This window comes from Variovorax sp. J22R115 (assembly GCF_030317005.1).
Classification (GTDB): Bacteria; Pseudomonadota; Gammaproteobacteria; order Burkholderiales; family Burkholderiaceae_C; genus Variovorax.
In genome coordinates, this window is sequence record NZ_JASZYM010000013.1 from 86,573 (window position 1) to 106,508 (window position 19,936).

Consider the following 19,936-nt stretch of genomic DNA (forward strand, 5'->3'; position numbering starts at 1 on the left):
GTCACACCAGCACGCGTTCGATGCCGCCCTGGTTGGCGGCGGCCACGTACTCGGGCATCCAGCTCTCGCCCAGGATCTTGTTGGCCATCTCGACAACGATGTAGTCGGCTTCGAGCAGGCCGTTGTTCAGGTCGTTGCCGTAACGGCTCAGGCCTTGCAGGCAGCTCGGGCAGCTCGTGAGGATCTTGACGTTGTCCGCCGGCGCCAGCGTGCCGGCCTCGCGCAGCGCGGCCTCGCCCTTGCGGAGTTCCTCTTCCTTGCGGAAGCGGATCTGCGTCGAGATGTCCGGCCGCGTCACGCCCAGCGTGCCGGACTCGCCGCAGCAGCGATCGTTCTTGAGCACGTTGTCGCCGACCAGCGCCTTGACAGTCTTCATCGGGTCCTGCAGCTTCATCGGCGTATGGCAGGGGTCGTGGTAGAGGTAGCCGCCACCGCCCGCATTCCCTAGCGTGACGCCTTTCTCAAGCAGGTATTCGTGGATGTCGATGATCCGGCAGCCCGGGAATATCTTGTCGAACTGGTAACCCTGCAGCTGGTCGTAGCAAGTGCCGCAACTCACCACCACGGTCTTGATGTCGAGGTAGTTCAGCGTATTGGCGACGCGGTGGAAGAGCACGCGGTTGTCGGTGATCATCTTCTCGGCCTTGTCGTACTGGCCGCTGCCACGCTGCGGATAGCCGCAGCAGAGGTATCCCGGGGGCAGGACGGTCTGCACGCCCGCGTGCCACAGCATGGCCTGCGTGGCGAGGCCCACTTGAGAGAAGAGCCGCTCCGAGCCGCAGCCCGGGAAATAGAACACCGCCTCGGTCTCGGGCGTGGTCGTCTTCGGATCGCGAATGATCGGCACGTAGTCCGCGTCTTCGATGTCGAGCAGCGCGCGCGCGGTCTTCTTGGGCAGTCCACCGGGCATCTTCTTGTTGATGAAGTGGATCACCTGCTCCTTGACCGGCGCCGGCCCGAGCGTGGCCGGTGGGGCGGCGGTCTGCCTCTTCGCCAGGCCGCGCAGGAGGTCGTTGGCCAGGCGCTGCGCCTTGAAGCCGATGTCGACCATGCCCGTTCGCATCATCTTGATGGTCTGCGGATTGGTCGCATTGAGGAAGAACATTGCCGCCGCATTGCCGGGCCGGAAGGACTTCTGGCCCATCTTGCGCAGCAGGTTGCGCATGTTCATCGACACGTCGCCGAAGTCGATCTTGACCGGGCACGGCGAGAGGCACTTGTGGCAGACCGTGCAGTGGTCGGCCACGTCCTCGAACTCTTCCCAGTGTTTGATGCTCACGCCACGCCGGGTCTGCTCTTCGTAGAGGAAAGCCTCGACCAGCAACGAGGTCGCCAGGATCTTGTTGCGCGGCGAATAGAGCAGGTTGGCGCGCGGCACGTGCGTCGCGCAGACCGGCTTGCACTTGCCGCAGCGCAGGCAGTCCTTGACGCTGTCGGCAATGGCGCCGATGTCGCTCTGCTGCATGATGATCGACTCGTGCCCCATCAAGCCGAAGCTCGGCGTGTAGGCGTTGGTCAGGTCCGCCTGCAGCGCCCGCCCGTCCTGCGCCTGGTGCTCGTTGCTGCGAAGGAGCTTTCCCTTGTTGAAGCGGCCTTCGGGGTCGACGCGGCGCTTGTAGTCGGTAAAAGGTTGCAGCTCGTCGTCGGTCAGGAATTCGAGTTTGGTGATGCCGATGCCGTGCTCGCCCGAGATGACCCCGTCGAGGCTGCGCGCCAGCACCATGATGCGCGCGACCGCAGCATGCGCGGTCTGCAGCATCTCGTAGTTGTCGCTGTTGACGGGGATGTTGGTGTGCACGTTGCCGTCACCGGCGTGCATGTGCAGCGCGACCCAGACACGGCCCTTGAGCACCTGCTTGTGGATCTCGTTGCATTCGGCGAGGATCGGCGCGAACTCGGCACCCGAGAAAATGGTCGCCAGCGGCGCGCGGATTTGCGTCTTCCAGCTCGCGCGCAGCGAGTGGTCCTGCAGTTGCGGGAACAGCGCCTCGACGTTGTCGAGCCACCCCTGCCACAGCGCGCGCACTTCGCGCACCAGCGCCACGGCCTGCGCCACTCGGTCTTCCAGCAACTCTGCCGACGGAATGTCGTTGGCATCGTCGCTCTTGCCCAGCGGCAAGTTGCCGCGCGCGAGAAAGGCTTCGAGTTCGTCGGCCAGCGCTATCTTGTTCTGCAGCGACAGCTCGATGTTGATGCGCTCGATGCCGTCCGTGTACTCGGCCATGCGCGGCAGCGGGATCACCACGTCTTCATTGATTTTGAAGGCATTGGTGTGCTTGCTGATGGCGGCCGTGCGCTTGCGGTCGAGCCAGAATTTCTTGCGCGCCTCGGGACTGATGGCGATGAAGCCCTCGCCGCTGCGCGAATTGGCGATGCGCACTACTTCGGAGGTCGCGCGTGCCACGGCGTCGGCGTCGTCGCCGGCGATGTCGCCGAACAGCACCATCTTCGGCAGGCCGCCGTGTTTCTTCGACTTGGTCGCGTAGCCCACCGCCTTGAGATAGCGGTCGTCCAGATGCTCCAGGCCCGCCAGCAGCACGCCGGAGCGCTTCTGTTCGGCGAACATGAAATCCTTGATTTCGACAATGCTCGGCACCGCATCCTTGGCGTTGCCGAAGAATTCGAGGCAGACCGTGCGCGTGTGGGCCGGCATGCGGTGCACGATCCAGCGCGCGCTGGTGATGAGACCGTCGCAGCCTTCTTTCTGGATGCCAGGCAGGCCCGAGAGGAACTTGTCGGTCACGTCCTTGCCGAGGCCTTCCTTGCGGAAGGTCTTGCCGGGAATCTCCAGCCGCTCGGCGCGCAGTGCGGTCTTGCCATCCGCGGCGAAGTACTGCAGCTCGAAGACGGCGCTTTCGGCGTCATGGATCTTGCCCAGGTTGTGGCCCACGCGCGTGACCTCGAGCCACTCGGCCTGCGGCGTCACCATGCGCCAGGACGCGAGGTTGTCCAGAGCGGTACCCCAGAGCACCGCCTTCTTGCCGCCAGCATTCATCGCGACGTTGCCGCCCACGCACGAAGCCTCGGCCGAGGTGGGATCGACCGCGAACACGAAGCCCGCGCGCTCGGCCGCATCGGCCACGCGCTGGGTGACCACGCCCGCTTCGGTCCAGATCGTCGGCACCGGGTTGTCCAGTCCCGGTAACGCGACCATCTCGACCTCGGTCATCGCTTCGAGCTTCTCGGTGTTGATAACGACGCTGTTCCAGGTCAACGGGATCGCGCCGCCCGTATAGCCGGTGCCGCCTCCGCGCGGAATGATGGTCAGGCCCAGTTCGATGCAGCCCTTGACCAGTCCGGCCATCTCGGCCTCTGTGTCGGGCGTCAGAACGACGAAGGGGTATTCGACGCGCCAGTCGGTCGCGTCGGTCACGTGCGACACACGCGAGAGCCCGTCGAACTTGATGTTGTCCTTGGCGGTGAGCCGGCGCAGCGTGCGCGTGGCCTTGCGCCGCAGGGCGGCGACGTCGCGGAACATGGTGTCGAAGGCCGAGATCGCCTGGGCCACCAGGCCGGTCAACTCGCCGACGAGCACGTCGCGTTGGGCGTCGCTGTCGGGCGTGCGGCGCTTCTGCACTTCGGTCAGGCGGTGGTTGAGTGCATCCACCAGCTGGCCACGCCGGCGCGGATTGTCGAGCAGGTCGTCGACGAGATAGGGATTCCGCTGCACGACCCAGATGTCGCCCAGCACCTCGTAGAGCATGCGGGCCGATCGGCCGGTTCGGCGCTCGGAGCGCAGGATCTGCAGGAGTTCCCAGCCTCGCTCGCCCAGCAGGCGAATCACGATCTCGCGATCGGAGAAGCTGGTGTAGTTGTAGGGGATCTCACGCAATCGCACAGGCTCTGCGGCCTGCGACAACAACGCCGTCAACGCGGTCGGAGCATTCATCGGGGAGTGGCCTCGGTCGGGCGCTGCGCGCCCATCAACCAGGGGCGTGAATTTTAAGGCAGGCCCGAGGGGCCTGCCGGAGGGTCAGAACAGGACGCGGCTGCGGATGGTTCCCGGCACCTTGGCGAGCTTTTCCAGGGCCAGGTCGGACGACTCCGCATCGACGTCGGTCACCACGTAACCCACCTTCTCGTTGGTCTGCAGGTACTGCGAGGAGATATTGATGTTGTTGTCCGAGAAGATCCGGTTGATCTCGGACAGCACTCCCGGCACGTTGCGGTGGATATGCAGCAGCCGGTGCTTGCCCGGATGCGCCGGCAGCGCCACCTCGGGGAAGTTGACGGACGAGGTCGAAGTGCCGTTGTCGCTGTACTTCACGAGCTTTTCGGCCACTTCCAGTCCGATGTTGGCCTGCGCTTCCATGGTCGAGCCGCCGATGTGCGGCGTCAGGATCACGTTGTCCAGCCCACGGAGCGGCGACAGGAACTCGTCCTTGTTGCTGCGCGGTTCGACAGGAAAGACATCGATCGCAGCGCCCAGCAGCTTCTTCTCCCTGAGGGCGGCGGCCAGGGCTTCGATCTCGACGACCGTGCCGCGTGAGGCATTGATCAGGATGGCACCGGGCTTCATGGCCGCGATCTCGGACGCGCCGATCATCCATTGCGTGGCCTGCGTCTCCGGCACGTGCAGGCTCACGATGTCGCTCTGCGCCAGCAGGTCGGGCAGAAGCCGCACCTGGCGGGCGTTGCCCAGCGGCAGCTTGGTGACGACGTCGAAGAACGCCACCTGCATGCCGAGCGCCTCGGCCAGCACCGAGAGCTGCGCGCCGATGGAGCCGTAGCCCACGATGCCCAGCGTCTTGCCGCGGATCTCGAAAGCGTTGTCGGCGGTCTTGAGCCAGCCGCCCCGGTGCGCGACGGCGCTCTTCTCGGGCACGCCGCGTAGCAGCAGGATGGCCTCGGCCAGCACCAGTTCGGCCACCGAGCGCGTATTGGAATAGGGAGCGTTGAAGACGGCCACACCATGCTCGCGCGCCGCATCGAGGTCGACCTGATTGGTGCCGATGCAGAAGCAACCCACGGCTACCAGCTTCTGCGCCTCGGCGAACACCTCGGCCGTCAGTTGCGTGCGCGACCGGATTCCCAGGAAGTGGACGTCCGCGATGCGCGCCTTCAGTTCGGCATCCGGCAAGGCGCCGGTCAGCGATTCGACGTTCGTGTAGCCGGCCGCATGCAACACCTCGACCGCCGAAGGATGGATGCCTTCCAGCAGGAGGAACTTGATCTTGCTTTTGTCGAGGGAAGTCTTGCTCATGCGAGTCAGGAGGGCCCGCCCGAACCCAATAGCCAGAGCCGGCAGAGGCCGAAAAAAGGGAGCGCGATGCTAGCATGGTGCGCTGCAACATGCAGGCGGTGGGGAGTTGCACCAAAAAGGGTTTCCCCGGTTGGTGAACAATGCGCCCCGCGCGAAGAATATTGTGACGCTGTCGTGTCATACGAACGACCTAGCATCCGCGCTTTTATTTCCCCCCTCAGGAGTCTTCATGCGATTCAAAACGCTCGCCATGGCCTCGGCGCTTGCCGCGACGCTGTTCACCCCCGCGTTCGCGCAAACCGAAATCCAATGGTGGCATTCCATGACCGCCGTCAACGGCGAATGGGTCAACGACCTGGCCAGGCAATTCAACGAGAGCCAGAAGGAATTCAAGATCGTGCCCACCTACAAAGGGCAGTACGACGAATCGATGACTGCCGCGGTCGCAGCCTTCCGCGCCGGGAACGCGCCGCACATCCTGCAGGTCTTCGAAGTGGGCACCGCGACGATGATGGCCAGCAAGGGCGCCATCGTTCCAGTGGGCAAGGTCATGAAGGACGCAGGCGAGAAGTTCGATCCGTCCGGCTACATCCCGGCGGTCGCCGGCTACTACACGGCGCCGAACGGTCAGATGCTGAGCTTCCCGTTCAACAGCTCGACCACGATCTTCTACTTCAACAAGGATGCGTTCAAGGCGGCCGGCCTGCCGACCGACAAGGCGCCCGCCACTTGGCCCGAAGTGGTTGCGGCGGCGGCAAAGCTCAAGGCCAGCGGCCACAAGTGCCCATTCACGACGGCCTGGCAAAACTGGACCCAGCTCGAGAGCTTCTCGGCCTGGCACAACGTCGAGTTCGCCACCAAGAACAACGGCCTGTCGGGCCTGGACACCCGCCTGAAGGTCGACTCGCCGCTGCATCAGCGCCATATCGAGAACCTCGCAAGCATGGCCAAGCAGGGACTGTTCGTCTACAAGGGCCGCTCCAATATTCCGGAGGCTTCATTCGTCTCCGGCGAATGCGCCATGATCGCCACCTCTTCCGGCTTCTACGGGAACGTCGCGAAGAATGCGAAGTTCGCCTATGGCCTGACCGCGCTGCCCTACTATCCCGACGTTCCGGGCGCACCTCAGAACACGGTCATTGGCGGCGCCAGCCTGTGGGTGATGGCCGGCAAGAAGTCGGAGGAATACAGAGGCATTGCCAAGTTCTTCAGCTTCATTTCCACGCCTGAAGTCCAGTCGGCCAGCCACAAGCGCACCGGCTACCTGCCGATCACCACCGCTGCCTACCAGCTGACGGACAAGTCCGGCTTCTACAAGGAGCACCCGGGGACCGACGTCGCCGTGACGCAGATGATCCGCAAGGTAACGGACAAGAGCCGCGGCATCCGCCTGGGGAACTACGTGCAGATCCGCTCCATCGAGGACGAAGAACTCGAACAGGTCTGGAACGGCAAGAAGACAGCCAAGGAAGCGCTGGACGCCATCGTGACGCGCGGCAACGAGCAGCTCGAAAAATTCCAGAAGGCCAACAAGAGTTGATGCTTTCGTCGCGGCCCGGGCCGCGCTCGACGAGCTAACATCCACCGCCCCGCCTGCCCCGCAGCCGGGGCGGAACTTTTATCAGGTATCTCTTCATGGAAAAACGCGTCGTCTTTCGCTCGGGCTGGTTGCCCTGGGCGCTGCTCACGCCGCAGCTCATCGTCATCATCGTGTTCTTCTTCTGGCCCGCGAGCCAGGCACTGATGCAGTCGATGCAGATGCAGGATGCCTTCGGCACCTCGACCGAGTGGGTCGGTCTGCAGAACTTCAAGGAACTGTTCAACGACCCGGCCTACATCGAGTCCTTCGAGACGACAGCCCTCTTCTCGATCCTGGTCGCCAGCATCGGGCTTGCCCTCTCGCTGCTGCTGGCCGTGTTCGCGGACCGCATCGTGCGCGGCGCGATGGTCTATCAGACGCTGCTCATCCTGCCCTACGCAGTGGCGCCGGCGGTGGCCGCGGTGCTGTGGGTCTTCATGTTCTCGCCCTCGCTGGGCGTGGTGGCCTTCGCCCTCGGCAAGATCGGCATCGACTGGAACCACCTGCTCAATTCGACCCATGCCATGACGCTGATCGTGTTGGCTGCGGTCTGGAAGCAGATCTCGTACAACTTCCTGTTCTTCCTCGCCGGCTTGCAGTCGATTCCGAAATCGCTGATCGAGGCCGCGGCGATCGACGGGGCGCGGCCGTGGCGGCGCTTCTGGACGGTGCAGTTCCCCCTGCTTTCGCCCACCACCTTCTTCCTGCTGGTGATCAACGTGGTCTACGCCTTCTTCGACACCTTCGCGATCGTCGACACCGCGACTCAGGGCGGACCGGGCACGGCCACTCGCATCCTGGTCTACAAGGTCTACCACGACGGCTTCAAGGCGATGGATCTCGGCGGCTCGGCCGCGCAATCGGTGGTGCTGATGGCGATCGTGGTCGTGCTGACCGTGATTCAGTTCCGCTACGTCGAGAAGAAAGTGAACTACTGAAATGGTTGAACGCAGCCCCTCCCTCGGCATCCTGGCGCACGCCGTGATGATCTTCGGCGTGCTGATCGTCGCCTTCCCGCTCTACCTGGCGTTCGTAGCATCGAGCCACACGGCGCAGGAGATCGTGCAGGCGCCGATGCCGCTCCTTCCCGGCGGGCACCTCTGGGAAACGTACAAGTCCGCGTTGTTCGGCCGCACCGCGGGCGCCGGGTCCCTCGCGCCAGTGGCCCGGATGATGTGGGTTAGCCTGGTGACGGCACTCGTCATCACCTTCGGCAAGATCGCCATCTCGCTGCTCTCTGCGTTTGCCGTGGTGTACTTCCGCTTCCCGTTCAAGAGCCTGTGCTTCTGGGCGATCTTCATCACGCTGATGCTGCCGGTCGAAGTGCGGATCGGGCCGACCTACCAGGTCGTGTCCGACCTCGGAATGCTCAACAGCTATGCTGGCCTGACCGTCCCGCTCATCGCATCGGCCACGGCGACCTTCCTGTTCCGCCAGTTCTTCCTGACGGTGCCCGACGAACTCATCGAAGCGGCCCGCATGGATGGCGCCGGTCCGATGCGCTTCTTCTGGGACGTGCTGGTGCCGCTGTCGAAGACCTCGATCGCCGCGCTCTTCGTGATCCAGTTCATCTACGGCTGGAACCAGTACCTCTGGCCGTTGCTCGCGACCACCAGCGAGGACATGTATCCGGTGGTGATCGGCATCAAACGCATGATCGCCGGGGGTGACGGGCAGAACGAATGGAACATCGTGATGGCCACGGCTCTGCTCGCCATGCTGCCACCCGCCATCGTCGTGATCCTCATGCAAAAGTGGTTCGTCAAGGGTCTGGTGGACACAGAGAAATGACCCCGGCAAGCGGCATCACTAATTAGACAAGCAACAACATGGCAGCTCTTTCGCTTCGCAACGTCATCAAACGCTACGGCCATGGGCCGAAGGCGAACCAGGTCATCCACGGCGTCAGCGCCGAGATCGCCGACCGCGAGTTCATCGTCATCGTCGGCCCCTCGGGCTGCGGCAAGTCCACGCTGCTGCGCATGGTCGCGGGCCTGGAGGAAATCAGCGCCGGCGAGATCCGCATCGGCGATCGGGTGGTGAACAACCTCGAACCGGCCGAGCGCGACATCGCGATGGTGTTCCAGAACTACGCGCTCTACCCGCACATGACGGTGTTCGACAACATGGCCTACGGCCTGAAGATCGCCAAGGTGCCGGTGCCGGAGATCAAGACGCGCGTCGACAAGGCGGCCAAGATCCTGGAACTGGGTCACCTGCTGGCGCGCAGGCCGCGCGAGCTCTCCGGCGGACAGCGCCAGCGCGTCGCCATGGGACGCGCCATCGTGCGGCAGCCGCGGGTGTTCCTGTTCGACGAGCCGCTGTCGAACCTCGACGCCAAGCTGCGCGCGCAGACCCGCCTGGAGATCCAGAAGCTGCACCGCGAACTCGGCATCACCTCGCTCTTCGTGACGCACGACCAGGTCGAGGCCATGACGCTGGCCCAGCGCATCATCGTGATGAACGCCGGCGTGATGGACCAGTTCGGCACGCCCGAGGAGGTGTATTCGCGCCCCGCGACCACCTTCGTCGCCAGCTTCATCGGCTCGCCTCCGATGAATCTGTTGAAGCACGCACCCGGCGTGCGGCCGGGCACGATCCTCGGCATTCGCCCTGAACACCTGTCGCTCGATGGGAGCGGCTGGTCAGTGCAGGTGGAGCATGTGGAACTGCTCGGCGCGGAAAGGCTGATCTACGGCCGAATCGGCGAGGAGCAGTTGATCATGCGTGCGGACGAAGGCCTGACGCCGCCGGTCGCCGGCGACACCGTCAAGATCGCCGCGCGCCAGGACAAGCTGCACTGGTTCGACGCCGGCTCCGGCAAGCGAACAACGTGAACGAGACGATGCCGGTCGCCGATTGGCCCTACCCGCGCTGGATCGCGCACCGCGGCGCCGGCAAGCTTGCGCCCGAGAACACGCTGGCTGCGTTCCGGCTCGGTGCCGAGTGCGGCTATCGCATGTTCGAATGCGATGCCAAGCTCAGTGCCGATGGCGTGCCTTTTCTCCTGCACGACGCCACGCTCGATCGCACGAGCAGCGGCCATGGCGTTGCGGGCAATCTGCCTTGGGCGGTGCTTTCCCAACTTGACGCGGGCGCCTGGCACTCACGGCGCTATGCCGGCGAGCCGCTGGCGACGCTCGAAGGGCTCATCCGCTTCTGCATCGCCAACAGCCATGCGCTCAACATCGAGATCAAGCCTACGCCGGGGCTCGAACGGCTGACCGGCGAAACCGTGGCGCGGCAGGCCGCTGCGCTGTGGTCCGACGCGGCCCTGCCGCCACCATTCCTGACTTCGTTCGCGCCCGACGCCCTGCGAGGCGCTCAGGCCACGCAGCCCGAACTGCCGCGCGGCCTGCTGCTGGACACGCTGTGGGAGGGCTGGCTCGATACGGCGACGCAGCTCGGCTGCGGGGCGATCGTCTGCAACTACGCGCTGTGGGATGCCGCCACCGTGGCCCAGGTGCACGCGGCCGGCCTGCGCGCACTGAGCTACACGGTGAACGACGACTGGGCGGCCCGGCATCTGATCGCGCTCGGCACGGACGGCATCATCACGGACCGCGTCGACAGGTTCAGCCCGGCAAGCTGAATGCCGAGCCTGGCAGCGCCGAGCATTGCGCCGGTGGAACGCTCGCCTTTTATGATGAAGCCATGAGTTGGCTCCAACGTCTCGCGGCATTGCTGCTCGCCGCCGTACTTTGCGGCCCCGCATTCGCCCAGGATGCATCGACCGAAGTCGCCCCCACCGTCGCCGCGTTGCGGGCTCAGCTCGACGACATGCCGAAGACCGTCGAAACCGGGGGCGACATCGTCCCCCTGATCACGAAGCTCCGTGGCATCGGCACGGCCACCGACAAATTCATCGCGACGCGCACGGGAGAACTCAACGACCTCAACGCGCGCCTCGGCGAACTGGGCAATCCGCCGGCGGCCGGCGCGGCGGCCGAAAACCCCGACATTACCCGGCGGCGCGCCACGCTGACCAAGGAACGCAACGCGCTCGACGCCGACATCCGGCTGGCACGTCTCGTCACAGTGGACGCCCAGCAACGGGCCAGCGATCTGCTCGCCAAGCGACGCGCGCTGTTCGAAGCCCAGTTGACTGAACGCGCGCCGTCGCCCCTGGGCAGGGAGTTCTGGCGCGACATCGCCGATGTGTGGCCCTCCGACGTGGCCCGGCTGGGCGCTCTCGGCGCCGAACTGCGCGACGGTTTCGACGTGGCGCGGGAGCCAGCCCATGCCACGGCGGTGCTGCTCAGCAGCGTTGTGGCCCTGCTTGTCGCGCTGCTGGGCAACTGGATCGCCGAGCGCGGCTTGGCGCAGCTCGCCGCACGCTTCCTGCCCGGGGGCCGCTTGAGGCGTTCGCTGCTGGTGATCGCGATCGTCACGGCCAACGTCCTGCTGGTCGGCCTGGCAGCGCAGGGGGTCTACGCAACCTTCGATTTCCACGGCATCTGGGGACCGCAAAGCCGCAAGCTGGGCCAGGCCGTGGTGCAATCGAGCATCTTCATCGCCTTCGTGGTCGGCCTCGGGCGCGCGCTGTTGTCCAACAGCCGGCCGTCGTGGCGCCTGCCGCCGATCCCCGACGCCATGGCCAAGCGTCTCGCGCCGTTCCCTTGGCTGATGGCCGTGGTTGCGACGCTGGTGTGGGCCCCGACGCAGGTGAACGCGGTGGTGGAAGCCAGCTTCGCCGCTGTCGTCGGCTCGCATGTGGTGACGGCCCTGGCGCTCACCGCCATGATCGGAGCGATGCTGCTTCGACTGCGCGAGCCGGCGTATGCCGCGGCGGCCGCCGAAGGAGAGACACCGGCTGCATCGGACGCCCAGGCACCGGCAGCGGCGTCTCCCGCGCAGCCCGAGGTCCCCGAACGCCCGCTGTGGGTGGGCATCCTGCTGGCGATGGTCGCCCTGGCGCTGGTCGTGATCTGGATCCTGGTGGCGATCGGCTATGTGGCGATGGCGAGCTTCCTGGCGAGCCAGCTCAATTGGACCTGCATCGTCGCGGCGGCGTTCTATGTCCTGTTCAAGTTCGCCGACGACCTGTTCATGGCCGTGGTGTCGTCGCGCAGCAATTTCGGGCATCGATTGCAGGCGAGCTTCGGGCTGGAGCCACGCACGCTGGACCAGGCGGCGGTCGCGCTGTCGGGGCTGAGCCGCGTGGCGCTGTTCTTCTATATGTTGATTGCGCTGGCGACCCCCCTGGGCACGGGCCCGGGCGAGGTCTTCCTGCGCAGCAGCAAGTTCGTCGGCGGTGTCAAGGTCGGAGAAATCCAGCTCGTTCCCGGCGCGATCTTCAGCGCGGTGGCCGTGCTCGTGGGCGGATTTGTCGCGCTGCGCGTGGTCAAGCGCTGGCTGGAGGGGCGCTACCTGCCGAACACCGCGCTCGAACCCGGCATGCAGAGTTCGATCACGACGCTGCTCGGCTATGTCGGTGGGATCGTGGTGGTCGCTTTCGCGCTCTCAGCGCTCGGCATCGGCATCGAGCGCATCGCGTGGGTGGCGAGCGCACTGTCGGTCGGTATCGGCTTCGGCTTGCAGGCCATCGTGCAGAACTTCATCTCGGGGCTGATCCTGCTGGCAGAGCAGCCGGTCAAGGTCGGCGACTGGGTGGTCCTGGGCAATGCCGAGGGGGACGTGCGGCGCATCAACGTGCGCGCGACGGAAATCCAACTGGGCGATCGCTCGACGATGATCGTGCCGAATTCGGAGTTCATCACCAAGACCGTGCGCAACATGACCCTCGCCAACTCCGAGGGCCGCGTGCTCATCCGCCTGCCGATGCCGTTGACCTCCAATGCCAGCCGCGCGCGCGAAGTGATGCTGGCGGCGTTTGCCAATCACCCTGGCGTGCTGTCCACGCCGGCACCGACGGTCACGCTGGAAGGCATCGAGGTCGGATTTCTGATCTTCCAGGCGATCGCCTACGTGCCAAGCCCGCGCCTGGCCGGCGGGGTGCGCAGCGACGTTCTCTTCGCGATCCTCGATGGTTTGCAGGCGGCCGGCTTGCCGCTGGCGGCCTATCCGGGCGTCCCGCCCACGCCCGGGACAGCGGGCGCGCCACCCCTGCCGGCCCCTGCGGCCGCCGCCCCCGTGGGGCCGCTGATCGCGCCCTAGCGGCGCCAGCCTCCGGCGACCAGCCACTGGCTGGTGCCGCATGCGACCACCAGTGCCGCGTAGGTGGTCATCTTTCCGTCGCGGCCGAAAATGATCAGCCCGGCCGCGAGCACCGCGACGCCTACTACGAAATTGATAGCACCTTGCGCCCACCAGGCGGGGGCTTTGGCCGCCCGCCGCATCGAAAACCGACCCAGGATGGCGCACAGGAAGCCGACCGAGAACGCCGGGGCAACGAAATTGAGCAGGTGATTGAGGAAGTCCAGCGGAGTCATGGGATACGCCGCGCAACGGGCAACCGGGGTGATCGCCGCCATGGCTACGGCCATTTTTCGGACGGCGCGCCGTCTGCGGGCTGCTGATTTTATAATCAGGGGCTATGTCAGTCTGGGCCCTCGGCTTGAACCACACGACCGCGCCGCTCGACCTGCGCGGTCGTTTTGCGTTCGCCATCGACCAGATCGCCCCGACGCTGCACAGCCTGCGGCACTCTTTCGGCTCCCAACGCCACCCCAGCGTCGAGGCGGCAATCATCTCGACCTGCAACCGCACCGAGATCTACTGCGCCGCCGACCACCAGGCGCTCGACCACACGGTCGACTGGCTGGCCCGGAGCGGCGGCGTCGCGCCGGCCCTGCTTCGATCGCACGCCTACACGCTGCATGACGACCAGGCAGCGCGGCATGCCTTTCGCGTGGCCAGCGGACTCGATTCGATGGTGCTGGGCGAGGCGCAGATCCTGGGCCAGATGAAGGACGCCATCCGCGTCGCTGAAACCGCCGGCGCCCTCGGCAGCACGCTGAACCAGTTGTTCCAGCGCTCCTTCGCGGTCGCCAAGGAAGTGCGCACCGCCACCGAGATCGGCGCGCACTCCATCAGCATGGCGGCCGCGGCGGTTCGGCTGGCCGGACAGCTTTTCGAAGATCTGCAACGCACGCGCGTGCTCTTCGTCGGCGCCGGCGAGATGATCGACCTGGCGGTCACGCACTTCGCCGCCAAGCAGCCCAAATCCATCGTCATCGCCAACCGCACGATCGAACGCGGCGAAAAGCTCGCGTCCCGCTTTGGTGGCGAAGCCATGCGGCTCGCGGACCTGCCATCGCGTCTTGCCGAATTCGACATCGTCGTAAGCTGTACCGCGAGCACGTTGCCGCTCATCGGCCTCGGCGCCGTGGAACGCGCGCTCAAGCTGCGCAAGCACCGCCCGATGTTCATGGTGGACCTTGCCGTGCCGCGCGACATCGAGCCCGAGGTCAAGGCGCTGGAAGACGTCTACCTCTACACGGTCGACGATCTTGCACAGGTCGTCCAGCAAGGCCATGCCAACCGGCAGGCCGCCGTAGCGCAGGCCGAAGTCATCATCGATGCCGGCGTGCAGAGCTTCATGCACTGGCTGGACCAGCGCGGCACCGTCCCGCTGATCCGGCAGCTCAACGCACAGACCGACGAATGGCGCGCCACCGAACTGGCCCGCGCGCGCAAGCTGCTCGCCAAGGGCGAAAGCGTCGACGCCGTGCTGGAAGCGCTCTCGCGCGGGCTCACGCAGAAGATGCTGCACGGCGCCATGGCCGAGCTGCATGCTGGCGACGCCGCAGCGCGCGAGCACACGGCGCAGGCCATCTCGCGCCTCTTCTTGCGCAACGATCTTCGCGGCGATCCGCGCAAAGAGCCTTAGCGACGCTCGTCGCCCGGTGGCGCTTGCCGCCCCAGCCGTTGCCGCAGTCCGAGCGGCCCGTCCCTTTCGCAATTCCCCTGCTGCCGTGAAACCATTCCTGCGTCACCAACTCGAGCGCTACGCGCAACGCCTCGGCGAACTGGACTTCCTGCTTTCGCGGGAGGACATCATGTCTGACATGGCGCAGTACCGCACCATCTCCCGCGAGCATGCGGAGGTCACGCAGATTGCCGGCCGCTACCACCGTTATGTCCAGCGCGAAGCCGACCTGGCCAGCGCGCGCGAGATGCTCGACGAGCCCGACATGGCCGAAATGGCCCGGGAGGAGATCGCGAGCGCCGAGGCTGAACTCGTCCAGCTCGAAGACGAACTCCAGCGCTTGCTGTTGCCCAAGGACCCGGACGACGCGCGCAATGCCTTCCTCGAAATCCGCGCTGGCACGGGCGGGGACGAGTCGGCCCTCTTCGCCGGCGACCTGCTGCGGATGTACACGCGCTATTCGGAGCGTGCAGGCTGGCGCTGCGAGATCGTCAGCGAAAGCGAGAGCGAACTCGGCGGCTACAAGGAGGTGGTGGTGCGCATCGTGGGCGACGACGTGTTCGGCAAGCTGCGCTTCGAATCCGGCGGCCACCGCGTGCAGCGCGTGCCGGCGACCGAGACGCAGGGCCGCATCCACACCAGCGCCTGCACGGTCGCGGTGCTGGCCGAGCCCGACGAGACGCAGGCGGTGCAGATCAATCCGGCCGACCTGCGCATCGACACCTATCGCGCCAGCGGCGCGGGCGGGCAGCACATCAACAAGACCGATTCGGCAGTGCGCATCACGCACATTCCGACCGGCATCGTCGCCGAATGCCAGGACGACCGCAGCCAGCACCGCAACAAGGCGAAGGCGCTGCAGGTGCTGTCCGCACGCATCCAGGAAAAGGACCGCAGCGAACGCGCAGCCAAGGATGCTGCACTGCGCAAGGGCCTGATCGGCAGCGGCGATCGCAGCGACCGCATCCGCACCTACAACTTCCCGCAAGGCCGGCTCACGGACCACCGCATCAACCTCACGCTCTACAAGTTGCTTGCCATCATGGAAGGCGACTTGGGTGATGTGCTGGCGGCCCTGCAGCACGCCCGCGAAGCGGAGCAGTTGGCGGAACTCGAAGCCAGCCTGCCGGCGTGACGACTTCGGACAAGCCATCGCCCTCCACCGCAGTCCAGATGCTGGCCGCGGCGGCGACCCTGGGCGTCGAGCGGCTCGACGCCCAACTCCTCTTGTTGCATGTCCTGGGTCGCCGCGGCAGCGAGCGCGCGTGGCTGATGGCGCACGACACGGATTTACTGGCCAACCGGGTGTGGCCCGCATTTGCACAGCTTTGCGCGCGACGGTTCGCGGGCGAGCCAGTGGCATACCTGGTCGGCGAAAAGGAATTTCACGGGCTCGGCTTGCAGGTGGACCCGCGCGTGCTGGTGCCCCGGCCCGACACGGAAACGCTGGTCGAGTGGGCGTTGCAACGCCTGGATGGCCGGACGGCGCCGTCTGTGCTGGACCTCGGCACGGGCAGCGGCGCGATCGCACTGGCCATCCAGCACGCGCGCCCGGACGCGAACGTCACGGCCGTCGATGCCAGCGCCGACGCCTTGGCCGTCGCGAGCGCCAACGCTGCCCGTCTCGGGCTGCCTGTGCGCTTCATGGAATCAAACTGGCTGGCCGGCGCCGACGCAGGTCACGACCTGATCGTCTCGAATCCGCCCTATATTGCCTCTGGCGACTCCCATTTGCCGGCGTTGCGCCACGAACCGATCGAGGCGCTCGTTTCCGGTGTCGATGGGCTCGACGATATCCGCCGCATCGTCCAGGCTGCGCCGGATCATCTGGCCGACGGCGGCTGGCTGATGCTCGAACATGGATACGACCAGGCCGAGGCGGTGCGCCGACTGCTCGCGCAGCGCGGCTTTGCCGAGGTCCAAAGCCGCGACGACCTCGCCGGCATCGCACGATGTTCCGGCGGGATCTGGCGCACGGTGAAATAATCCGCCCAGCCCAATTTCCAGGAGACTCCCATGTCCGAAGCCCAGCAACGCATTGACGACCTCGTCAAGACCAACGACCTCGTGCTCTTCATGAAGGGCAACGCCAGTTTCCCGATGTGCGGCTTTTCCGGCCGCGCGATCCAGATCCTCAAGGCCGTGGGTGTCGACACGCGAACGCTCAAGACCGTCAATGTGCTGGAAGACGACGCCATCCGCCAGGGCATCAAGGAATACAGCAACTGGCCGACCATCCCCCAGCTCTACGTGAAGGGTGAGTTTGTCGGCGGTTCGGACATCCTGATGGAGATGTACGAATCCGGCGAGCTGCAGCAGATGCTCAATAGCAGTCCAGCCTGACCCTTCGCGCGCCCGGCAGGCCATGAGCCACGATCACGGCGATCACGAACACGCGCACGAAGGCGCCTGGAAGCACGATGGCGTGCGGGTGATCCCCGGCAACCAACTCGACACCAACACTGCGCAGACGCCGGGCATGAACCGGGCCGCGGCGATCAATTTCGCGCGCGTCGGTGCCCAGAAGCTCTGGGCGGGCACGGTGACGATCCATGCCAATGCCAAGACCGGCGCCCATCATCACGGCCACCTCGAATCCGTGATCTACGTGGTGCGGGGACGCGCCCGCATGCGCTGGGGCGAACGGCTGGAGTTCACGGCCGAAGCCGGACCGGGCGACTTCATCTACGTGCCGCCTTATGTGCCGCACCAGGAAATCAACGCCAGCGAGACCGAAGCGCTCGAATGCGTGCTCTGCCGCAGCGACGGGCAGGCGGTAGCGGTCAACCTCGACATCGAGCCCGTCGAGAAACCCGATACGGTGCTGTGGGTCGATCCGACCCACCCGCAGGGCGGCGTGTGACTGCGCCGCGACAGAATCCCAAAACCCTGAAAAGCGAGGAAACGTAGACATCCGTCGAACGCGGGCACGGCTTATGCTGTCCAAAGAGTGTTCGAAACCGGAGGTGTCCATGGATTCCCGCAGTCTCGTCCCCGCCTCGCCGGCGTTCCAGTTGCCGGTGGCCCATCTGCGCAGCGTGTTCCAGACGCACGACGTCGAACGCAAGCTCGCCAAGCTCCCCGATCGCGACCACGAACACCTGCGGACCACCTACGAGCGCATGCTCGAACGCGGCCCCGATCGCTTCCAGGTCAAGCCGAGCGGCGTCCCCGAAATGGCCGCGCTCTACGCCCAGTTGCCCAACTTCACGGAAGTGCTCGACGACGTGCGCCGCCACGTCGCGCTCGCGCAGGACAGCCGCGACGGCCTCGAAGTGACGCCCATGCTGCTGCTCGGCCCGCCCGGTATCGGCAAGACCCATTTCGCGAAGAAGCTTGCCGAGTTGCTCGGCACCGGCATGTCGCTGGTGCCGATGAATTCGATGACCGCCGGCTGGCTGCTCTCGGGTGCATCCTCGCAATGGAAGGGCGCCAAGCCCGGCAAGGTTTTCGAGGCCCTGGTCGACGGCCAGTACGCCAACCCGGTGATGGTGATCGACGAGATCGACAAGGCCGGCGCCGACAGCCAGTACGACCCGCTCGGTGCCCTGTACAACCTGCTCGAGCACGATACGGCACACGCCTTCGTCGATGAATTCGCCGAAGTGCCCATCGACGCCAGTCAGGTGATCTGGATCACCACGGCGAACGACGAGCGCAGCATTCCCGAGCCCATCCTGAACCGCATGAACGTGTTCGAGATCGAAGCACCCTCACCCGAGGCCGCGCGCCAGATCGCGCGACAGCTCTACATCTCGATCCGCAACGACCACGACTGGGGCCGACTGCTGACCGAGGAGCCCTCCGGCGACGTGCTCGACCATCTGGCCACGCTCGCTCCACGCGAGATGCGCCGCGCGCTGATGACCGGCTTCGGGAACGCCCGGCTGGCCGGCCGCGACGAGGTTCGCGTCGACGATCTCCCGCGCGCCAACGTGGCCCGCAACCGCATCGGGTTCGTCCAATAGAGGCGCTCGGCGGGCATGGCACCATGTCGGTCTTCATCGACCGACCCATGACCCTGACCCAAAGCCTGCTGGTCATCGTTGCGCTAATTGCAACGAGCGCCTTTTTCTCCCTCGCCGAAATCTCGTTGGCCGCGTCCCGTCGCCTGCGCCTGCGCCAGATGGCGGACGAGGGCGACGTGCGTGCCGAGCGCGTGATGCGCATCCAGGAGCAGCCCGGGCACTATTTCACCGTCGTCCAGATCGGCCTCAACGCGGTCGCGATCCTCGGCGGCGTGGTCGGCGAAGGCTCGCTCAGTCCCTACTACGCGCGCCTGTTCGAAATGTGGCTCAGCGTGGAAGCGTCACAGAACGCCGCCTTCCTCGCATCGTTCGTCACGATCATCGCGGTCTTCCTGGTGTTCGCGGACCTGTTTCCCAAGCGGCTCGGCATGAGCAACCCCGAGCGACTCGCGGTTCGCATGGTCGGACCGATGCAGGTCCTGATCACCACCTTCAAGCCGCTCGTCTGGTTCTTCACGGTCAGCACCGACTTGCTCTTCAAGCTGCTCGGCATGCCGAGCCAGCGTGACGACAAGATCACGTCGGCCGACATCCTCGCCATGACCGAAGCCGGCGCGCGCGCCGGGGTCCTCGCACTGAGGGAACAGCAGGTGATCGCCAACGTGTTCGAACTCGACACGCGCCTGGTCAGCAGCGTGATGACCTCGCGCGACCGCATCGCGTGGTTCCTGCGGGACGACCCCGAATCGGTGCTGCGCGCGCGCATCGTCGCCGAGCCCTTTTCGGCCTATCCGGTGTGCGAGGGCGACATCGACCACGTGCTGGGCTATGTCGACGCCAAGGACATGTTCCAGCGCGTGCTGAGCGGGCAGCCGCTGTCTTTCTCCCACGGCCTGCCGCTGCTCAAGGCGCTGGTCATCCCGGACCGGCTGTCCCTGACCGAAGTGCTCGAGCAGTTCCAGCAGGCTCATGAAGATTTCGCGATCATCGTCAACGAGTACAGCCTGGTGGTGGGCGTGATCACCCTCAACGACGTGATGAGCACGGTCATGGGCGACCTGGTCGGCGTGCAGGACGAAGAGCAGCAGATCGTCAAGCGCGACGAGAACTCCTGGCTGATCGACGGCGTGACGCCCATCCAGGACGTGCAGCGCGCACTCGACATCGACGTGCTGCCCCATGACGACGAATACGAAACGCTCGCCGGCTTCCTGATGGTCATGCTGCGCCGCGTGCCCAAGCGAACGGACAGCGTGACGTGGGCCGGCTACACCTTCGAGGTGATGGACGTGGACAGCTACCGCATCGACCAAGTGATGGTCACCCGCGCCGGCGCCGCGGGCAAGAGCTGAGGC

General features: G+C 65.7%; 16 protein-coding genes. 13 read left to right on the plus strand and 3 right to left on the minus strand.

Annotation, left to right across the window (positions count from 1 at the left end; all coding sequences use genetic code 11):
• Nucleotide 1: 1 nt before the first annotated feature.
• Nucleotides 2-3,889: an FAD/FMN-binding oxidoreductase gene (locus tag QTI04_RS22725; RefSeq protein WP_286617666.1), complete on the minus strand. Its 3,888-nt coding sequence runs from the start codon at nucleotides 3,887-3,889 to the stop codon at nucleotides 2-4.
• An 84-nt stretch (nucleotides 3,890-3,973) separates the two neighbouring features.
• Entirely contained in the window at nucleotides 3,974-5,203 is a 1,230-nt protein-coding gene (gene serA / locus QTI04_RS22730) for a phosphoglycerate dehydrogenase (RefSeq protein WP_286617667.1), read from the minus strand.
• Between the two features lie 229 nt (nucleotides 5,204-5,432).
• Here serA and ugpB point away from each other — a divergent pair, with 229 nt between their 5' ends.
• The 6 genes from ugpB to QTI04_RS22760 all read left to right on the plus strand — a co-directional run bounded on the left by ugpB (nucleotide 5,433) and on the right by QTI04_RS22760 (nucleotide 12,899).
• Nucleotides 5,433-6,743: a sn-glycerol-3-phosphate ABC transporter substrate-binding protein UgpB gene (gene ugpB, locus QTI04_RS22735; RefSeq protein WP_286602098.1), complete on the plus strand. Its 1,311-nt coding sequence runs from the start codon at nucleotides 5,433-5,435 to the stop codon at nucleotides 6,741-6,743.
• Nucleotides 6,744-6,838: 95 nt separating this feature from the next.
• Entirely contained in the window at nucleotides 6,839-7,720 is an 882-nt protein-coding gene (gene ugpA, locus QTI04_RS22740) for a sn-glycerol-3-phosphate ABC transporter permease UgpA (RefSeq protein WP_286602099.1), read from the plus strand.
• A 1-nt stretch (nucleotide 7,721) separates the two neighbouring features.
• On the plus strand, nucleotides 7,722-8,573 hold the full coding sequence (gene ugpE / locus QTI04_RS22745; RefSeq protein WP_286617668.1) for a sn-glycerol-3-phosphate ABC transporter permease UgpE: 852 nt from the start codon (nucleotides 7,722-7,724) through the stop codon (nucleotides 8,571-8,573).
• Between the two features lie 38 nt (nucleotides 8,574-8,611).
• Nucleotides 8,612-9,619 (plus strand): sn-glycerol-3-phosphate ABC transporter ATP-binding protein UgpC, encoded by a 1,008-nt coding sequence (ugpC, locus tag QTI04_RS22750; RefSeq protein ID WP_286602101.1) that lies wholly within the window; start codon nucleotides 8,612-8,614, stop codon nucleotides 9,617-9,619.
• Nucleotides 9,620-9,627: 8 nt separating this feature from the next.
• The gene (gene ugpQ, locus QTI04_RS22755) at nucleotides 9,628-10,374 is read left to right on the plus strand and encodes a glycerophosphodiester phosphodiesterase (RefSeq protein WP_286602331.1); all 747 of its coding nucleotides are present in this window, start codon (nucleotides 9,628-9,630) and stop codon (nucleotides 10,372-10,374) included.
• Nucleotides 10,375-10,436: 62 nt separating this feature from the next.
• Entirely contained in the window at nucleotides 10,437-12,899 is a 2,463-nt protein-coding gene (locus QTI04_RS22760; protein ID WP_286617669.1) for a DUF3772 domain-containing protein, read from the plus strand.
• Here the strand turns inward: QTI04_RS22760 and QTI04_RS22765 are convergent.
• A complete protein-coding gene (locus tag QTI04_RS22765; protein WP_286602333.1) occupies nucleotides 12,896-13,174 on the minus strand; it encodes a hypothetical protein in 279 nt (92 codons plus the stop codon). The genes QTI04_RS22760 and QTI04_RS22765 overlap by 4 nt on opposite strands.
• A gap of 104 nt (nucleotides 13,175-13,278) precedes the next feature.
• Here QTI04_RS22765 and hemA point away from each other — a divergent pair, with 104 nt between their 5' ends.
• The 7 genes from hemA (at nucleotide 13,279) to QTI04_RS22800 (ending at nucleotide 19,933) form a co-directional block, all read left to right on the plus strand.
• Nucleotides 13,279-14,574 (plus strand): glutamyl-tRNA reductase, encoded by a 1,296-nt coding sequence (hemA, locus tag QTI04_RS22770; protein WP_286602104.1) that lies wholly within the window; start codon nucleotides 13,279-13,281, stop codon nucleotides 14,572-14,574.
• Nucleotides 14,575-14,659: 85 nt separating this feature from the next.
• Nucleotides 14,660-15,748 (plus strand): peptide chain release factor 1, encoded by a 1,089-nt coding sequence (gene prfA, locus QTI04_RS22775; protein ID WP_286602105.1) that lies wholly within the window; start codon nucleotides 14,660-14,662, stop codon nucleotides 15,746-15,748.
• 38 nt (nucleotides 15,749-15,786) lie between these two features.
• Nucleotides 15,787-16,599, plus strand: coding sequence for a peptide chain release factor N(5)-glutamine methyltransferase (prmC, locus tag QTI04_RS22780; protein ID WP_286617670.1), 813 nt, complete (start codon nucleotides 15,787-15,789; stop codon nucleotides 16,597-16,599).
• Nucleotides 16,600-16,629: 30 nt separating this feature from the next.
• Nucleotides 16,630-16,956, plus strand: a complete 327-nt coding sequence (gene grxD / locus QTI04_RS22785) for a Grx4 family monothiol glutaredoxin (protein ID WP_286602107.1) — start codon at nucleotides 16,630-16,632, stop codon at nucleotides 16,954-16,956.
• Between the two features lie 22 nt (nucleotides 16,957-16,978).
• On the plus strand, nucleotides 16,979-17,476 hold the full coding sequence (locus tag QTI04_RS22790) for a cupin domain-containing protein (RefSeq protein WP_286602109.1): 498 nt from the start codon (nucleotides 16,979-16,981) through the stop codon (nucleotides 17,474-17,476).
• A gap of 109 nt (nucleotides 17,477-17,585) precedes the next feature.
• Nucleotides 17,586-18,581 (plus strand): AAA family ATPase, encoded by a 996-nt coding sequence (locus tag QTI04_RS22795; protein ID WP_286602110.1) that lies wholly within the window; start codon nucleotides 17,586-17,588, stop codon nucleotides 18,579-18,581.
• A gap of 47 nt (nucleotides 18,582-18,628) precedes the next feature.
• A complete protein-coding gene (locus tag QTI04_RS22800) occupies nucleotides 18,629-19,933 on the plus strand; it encodes a hemolysin family protein (RefSeq protein WP_286602111.1) in 1,305 nt (434 codons plus the stop codon).
• Nucleotides 19,934-19,936 lie beyond the last annotated feature (3 nt).

What these genes read in the sequence shown, in the direction of transcription:
- QTI04_RS22725 (WP_286617666.1), bottom strand. Translation starts at nt 3,889, where the DNA reads ATGAATGCTCCGACCGCGTTGACGGCGTTGTTGTCGCAGGCCGCAGAG.
- serA (WP_286617667.1), bottom strand. Translation starts at nt 5,203, where the DNA reads ATGAGCAAGACTTCCCTCGACAAAAGCAAGATCAAGTTCCTCCTGCTG.
- ugpB (WP_286602098.1), top strand. Translation starts at nt 5,433, where the DNA reads ATGCGATTCAAAACGCTCGCCATGGCCTCGGCGCTTGCCGCGACGCTG.
- ugpA (WP_286602099.1), top strand. Translation starts at nt 6,839, where the DNA reads ATGGAAAAACGCGTCGTCTTTCGCTCGGGCTGGTTGCCCTGGGCGCTG.
- ugpE (WP_286617668.1), top strand. Translation starts at nt 7,722, where the DNA reads ATGGTTGAACGCAGCCCCTCCCTCGGCATCCTGGCGCACGCCGTGATG.
- ugpC (WP_286602101.1), top strand. Translation starts at nt 8,612, where the DNA reads ATGGCAGCTCTTTCGCTTCGCAACGTCATCAAACGCTACGGCCATGGG.
- ugpQ (WP_286602331.1), top strand. Translation starts at nt 9,628, where the DNA reads ATGCCGGTCGCCGATTGGCCCTACCCGCGCTGGATCGCGCACCGCGGC.
- QTI04_RS22760 (WP_286617669.1), top strand. Translation starts at nt 10,437, where the DNA reads ATGAGTTGGCTCCAACGTCTCGCGGCATTGCTGCTCGCCGCCGTACTT.
- QTI04_RS22765 (WP_286602333.1), bottom strand. Translation starts at nt 13,174, where the DNA reads ATGACTCCGCTGGACTTCCTCAATCACCTGCTCAATTTCGTTGCCCCG.
- hemA (WP_286602104.1), top strand. Translation starts at nt 13,279, where the DNA reads ATGTCAGTCTGGGCCCTCGGCTTGAACCACACGACCGCGCCGCTCGAC.
- prmC (WP_286617670.1), top strand. Translation starts at nt 15,787, where the DNA reads ATGCTGGCCGCGGCGGCGACCCTGGGCGTCGAGCGGCTCGACGCCCAA.
- grxD (WP_286602107.1), top strand. Translation starts at nt 16,630, where the DNA reads ATGTCCGAAGCCCAGCAACGCATTGACGACCTCGTCAAGACCAACGAC.
- QTI04_RS22790 (WP_286602109.1), top strand. Translation starts at nt 16,979, where the DNA reads ATGAGCCACGATCACGGCGATCACGAACACGCGCACGAAGGCGCCTGG.
- QTI04_RS22795 (WP_286602110.1), top strand. Translation starts at nt 17,586, where the DNA reads ATGGATTCCCGCAGTCTCGTCCCCGCCTCGCCGGCGTTCCAGTTGCCG.
- QTI04_RS22800 (WP_286602111.1), top strand. Translation starts at nt 18,629, where the DNA reads ATGACCCTGACCCAAAGCCTGCTGGTCATCGTTGCGCTAATTGCAACG.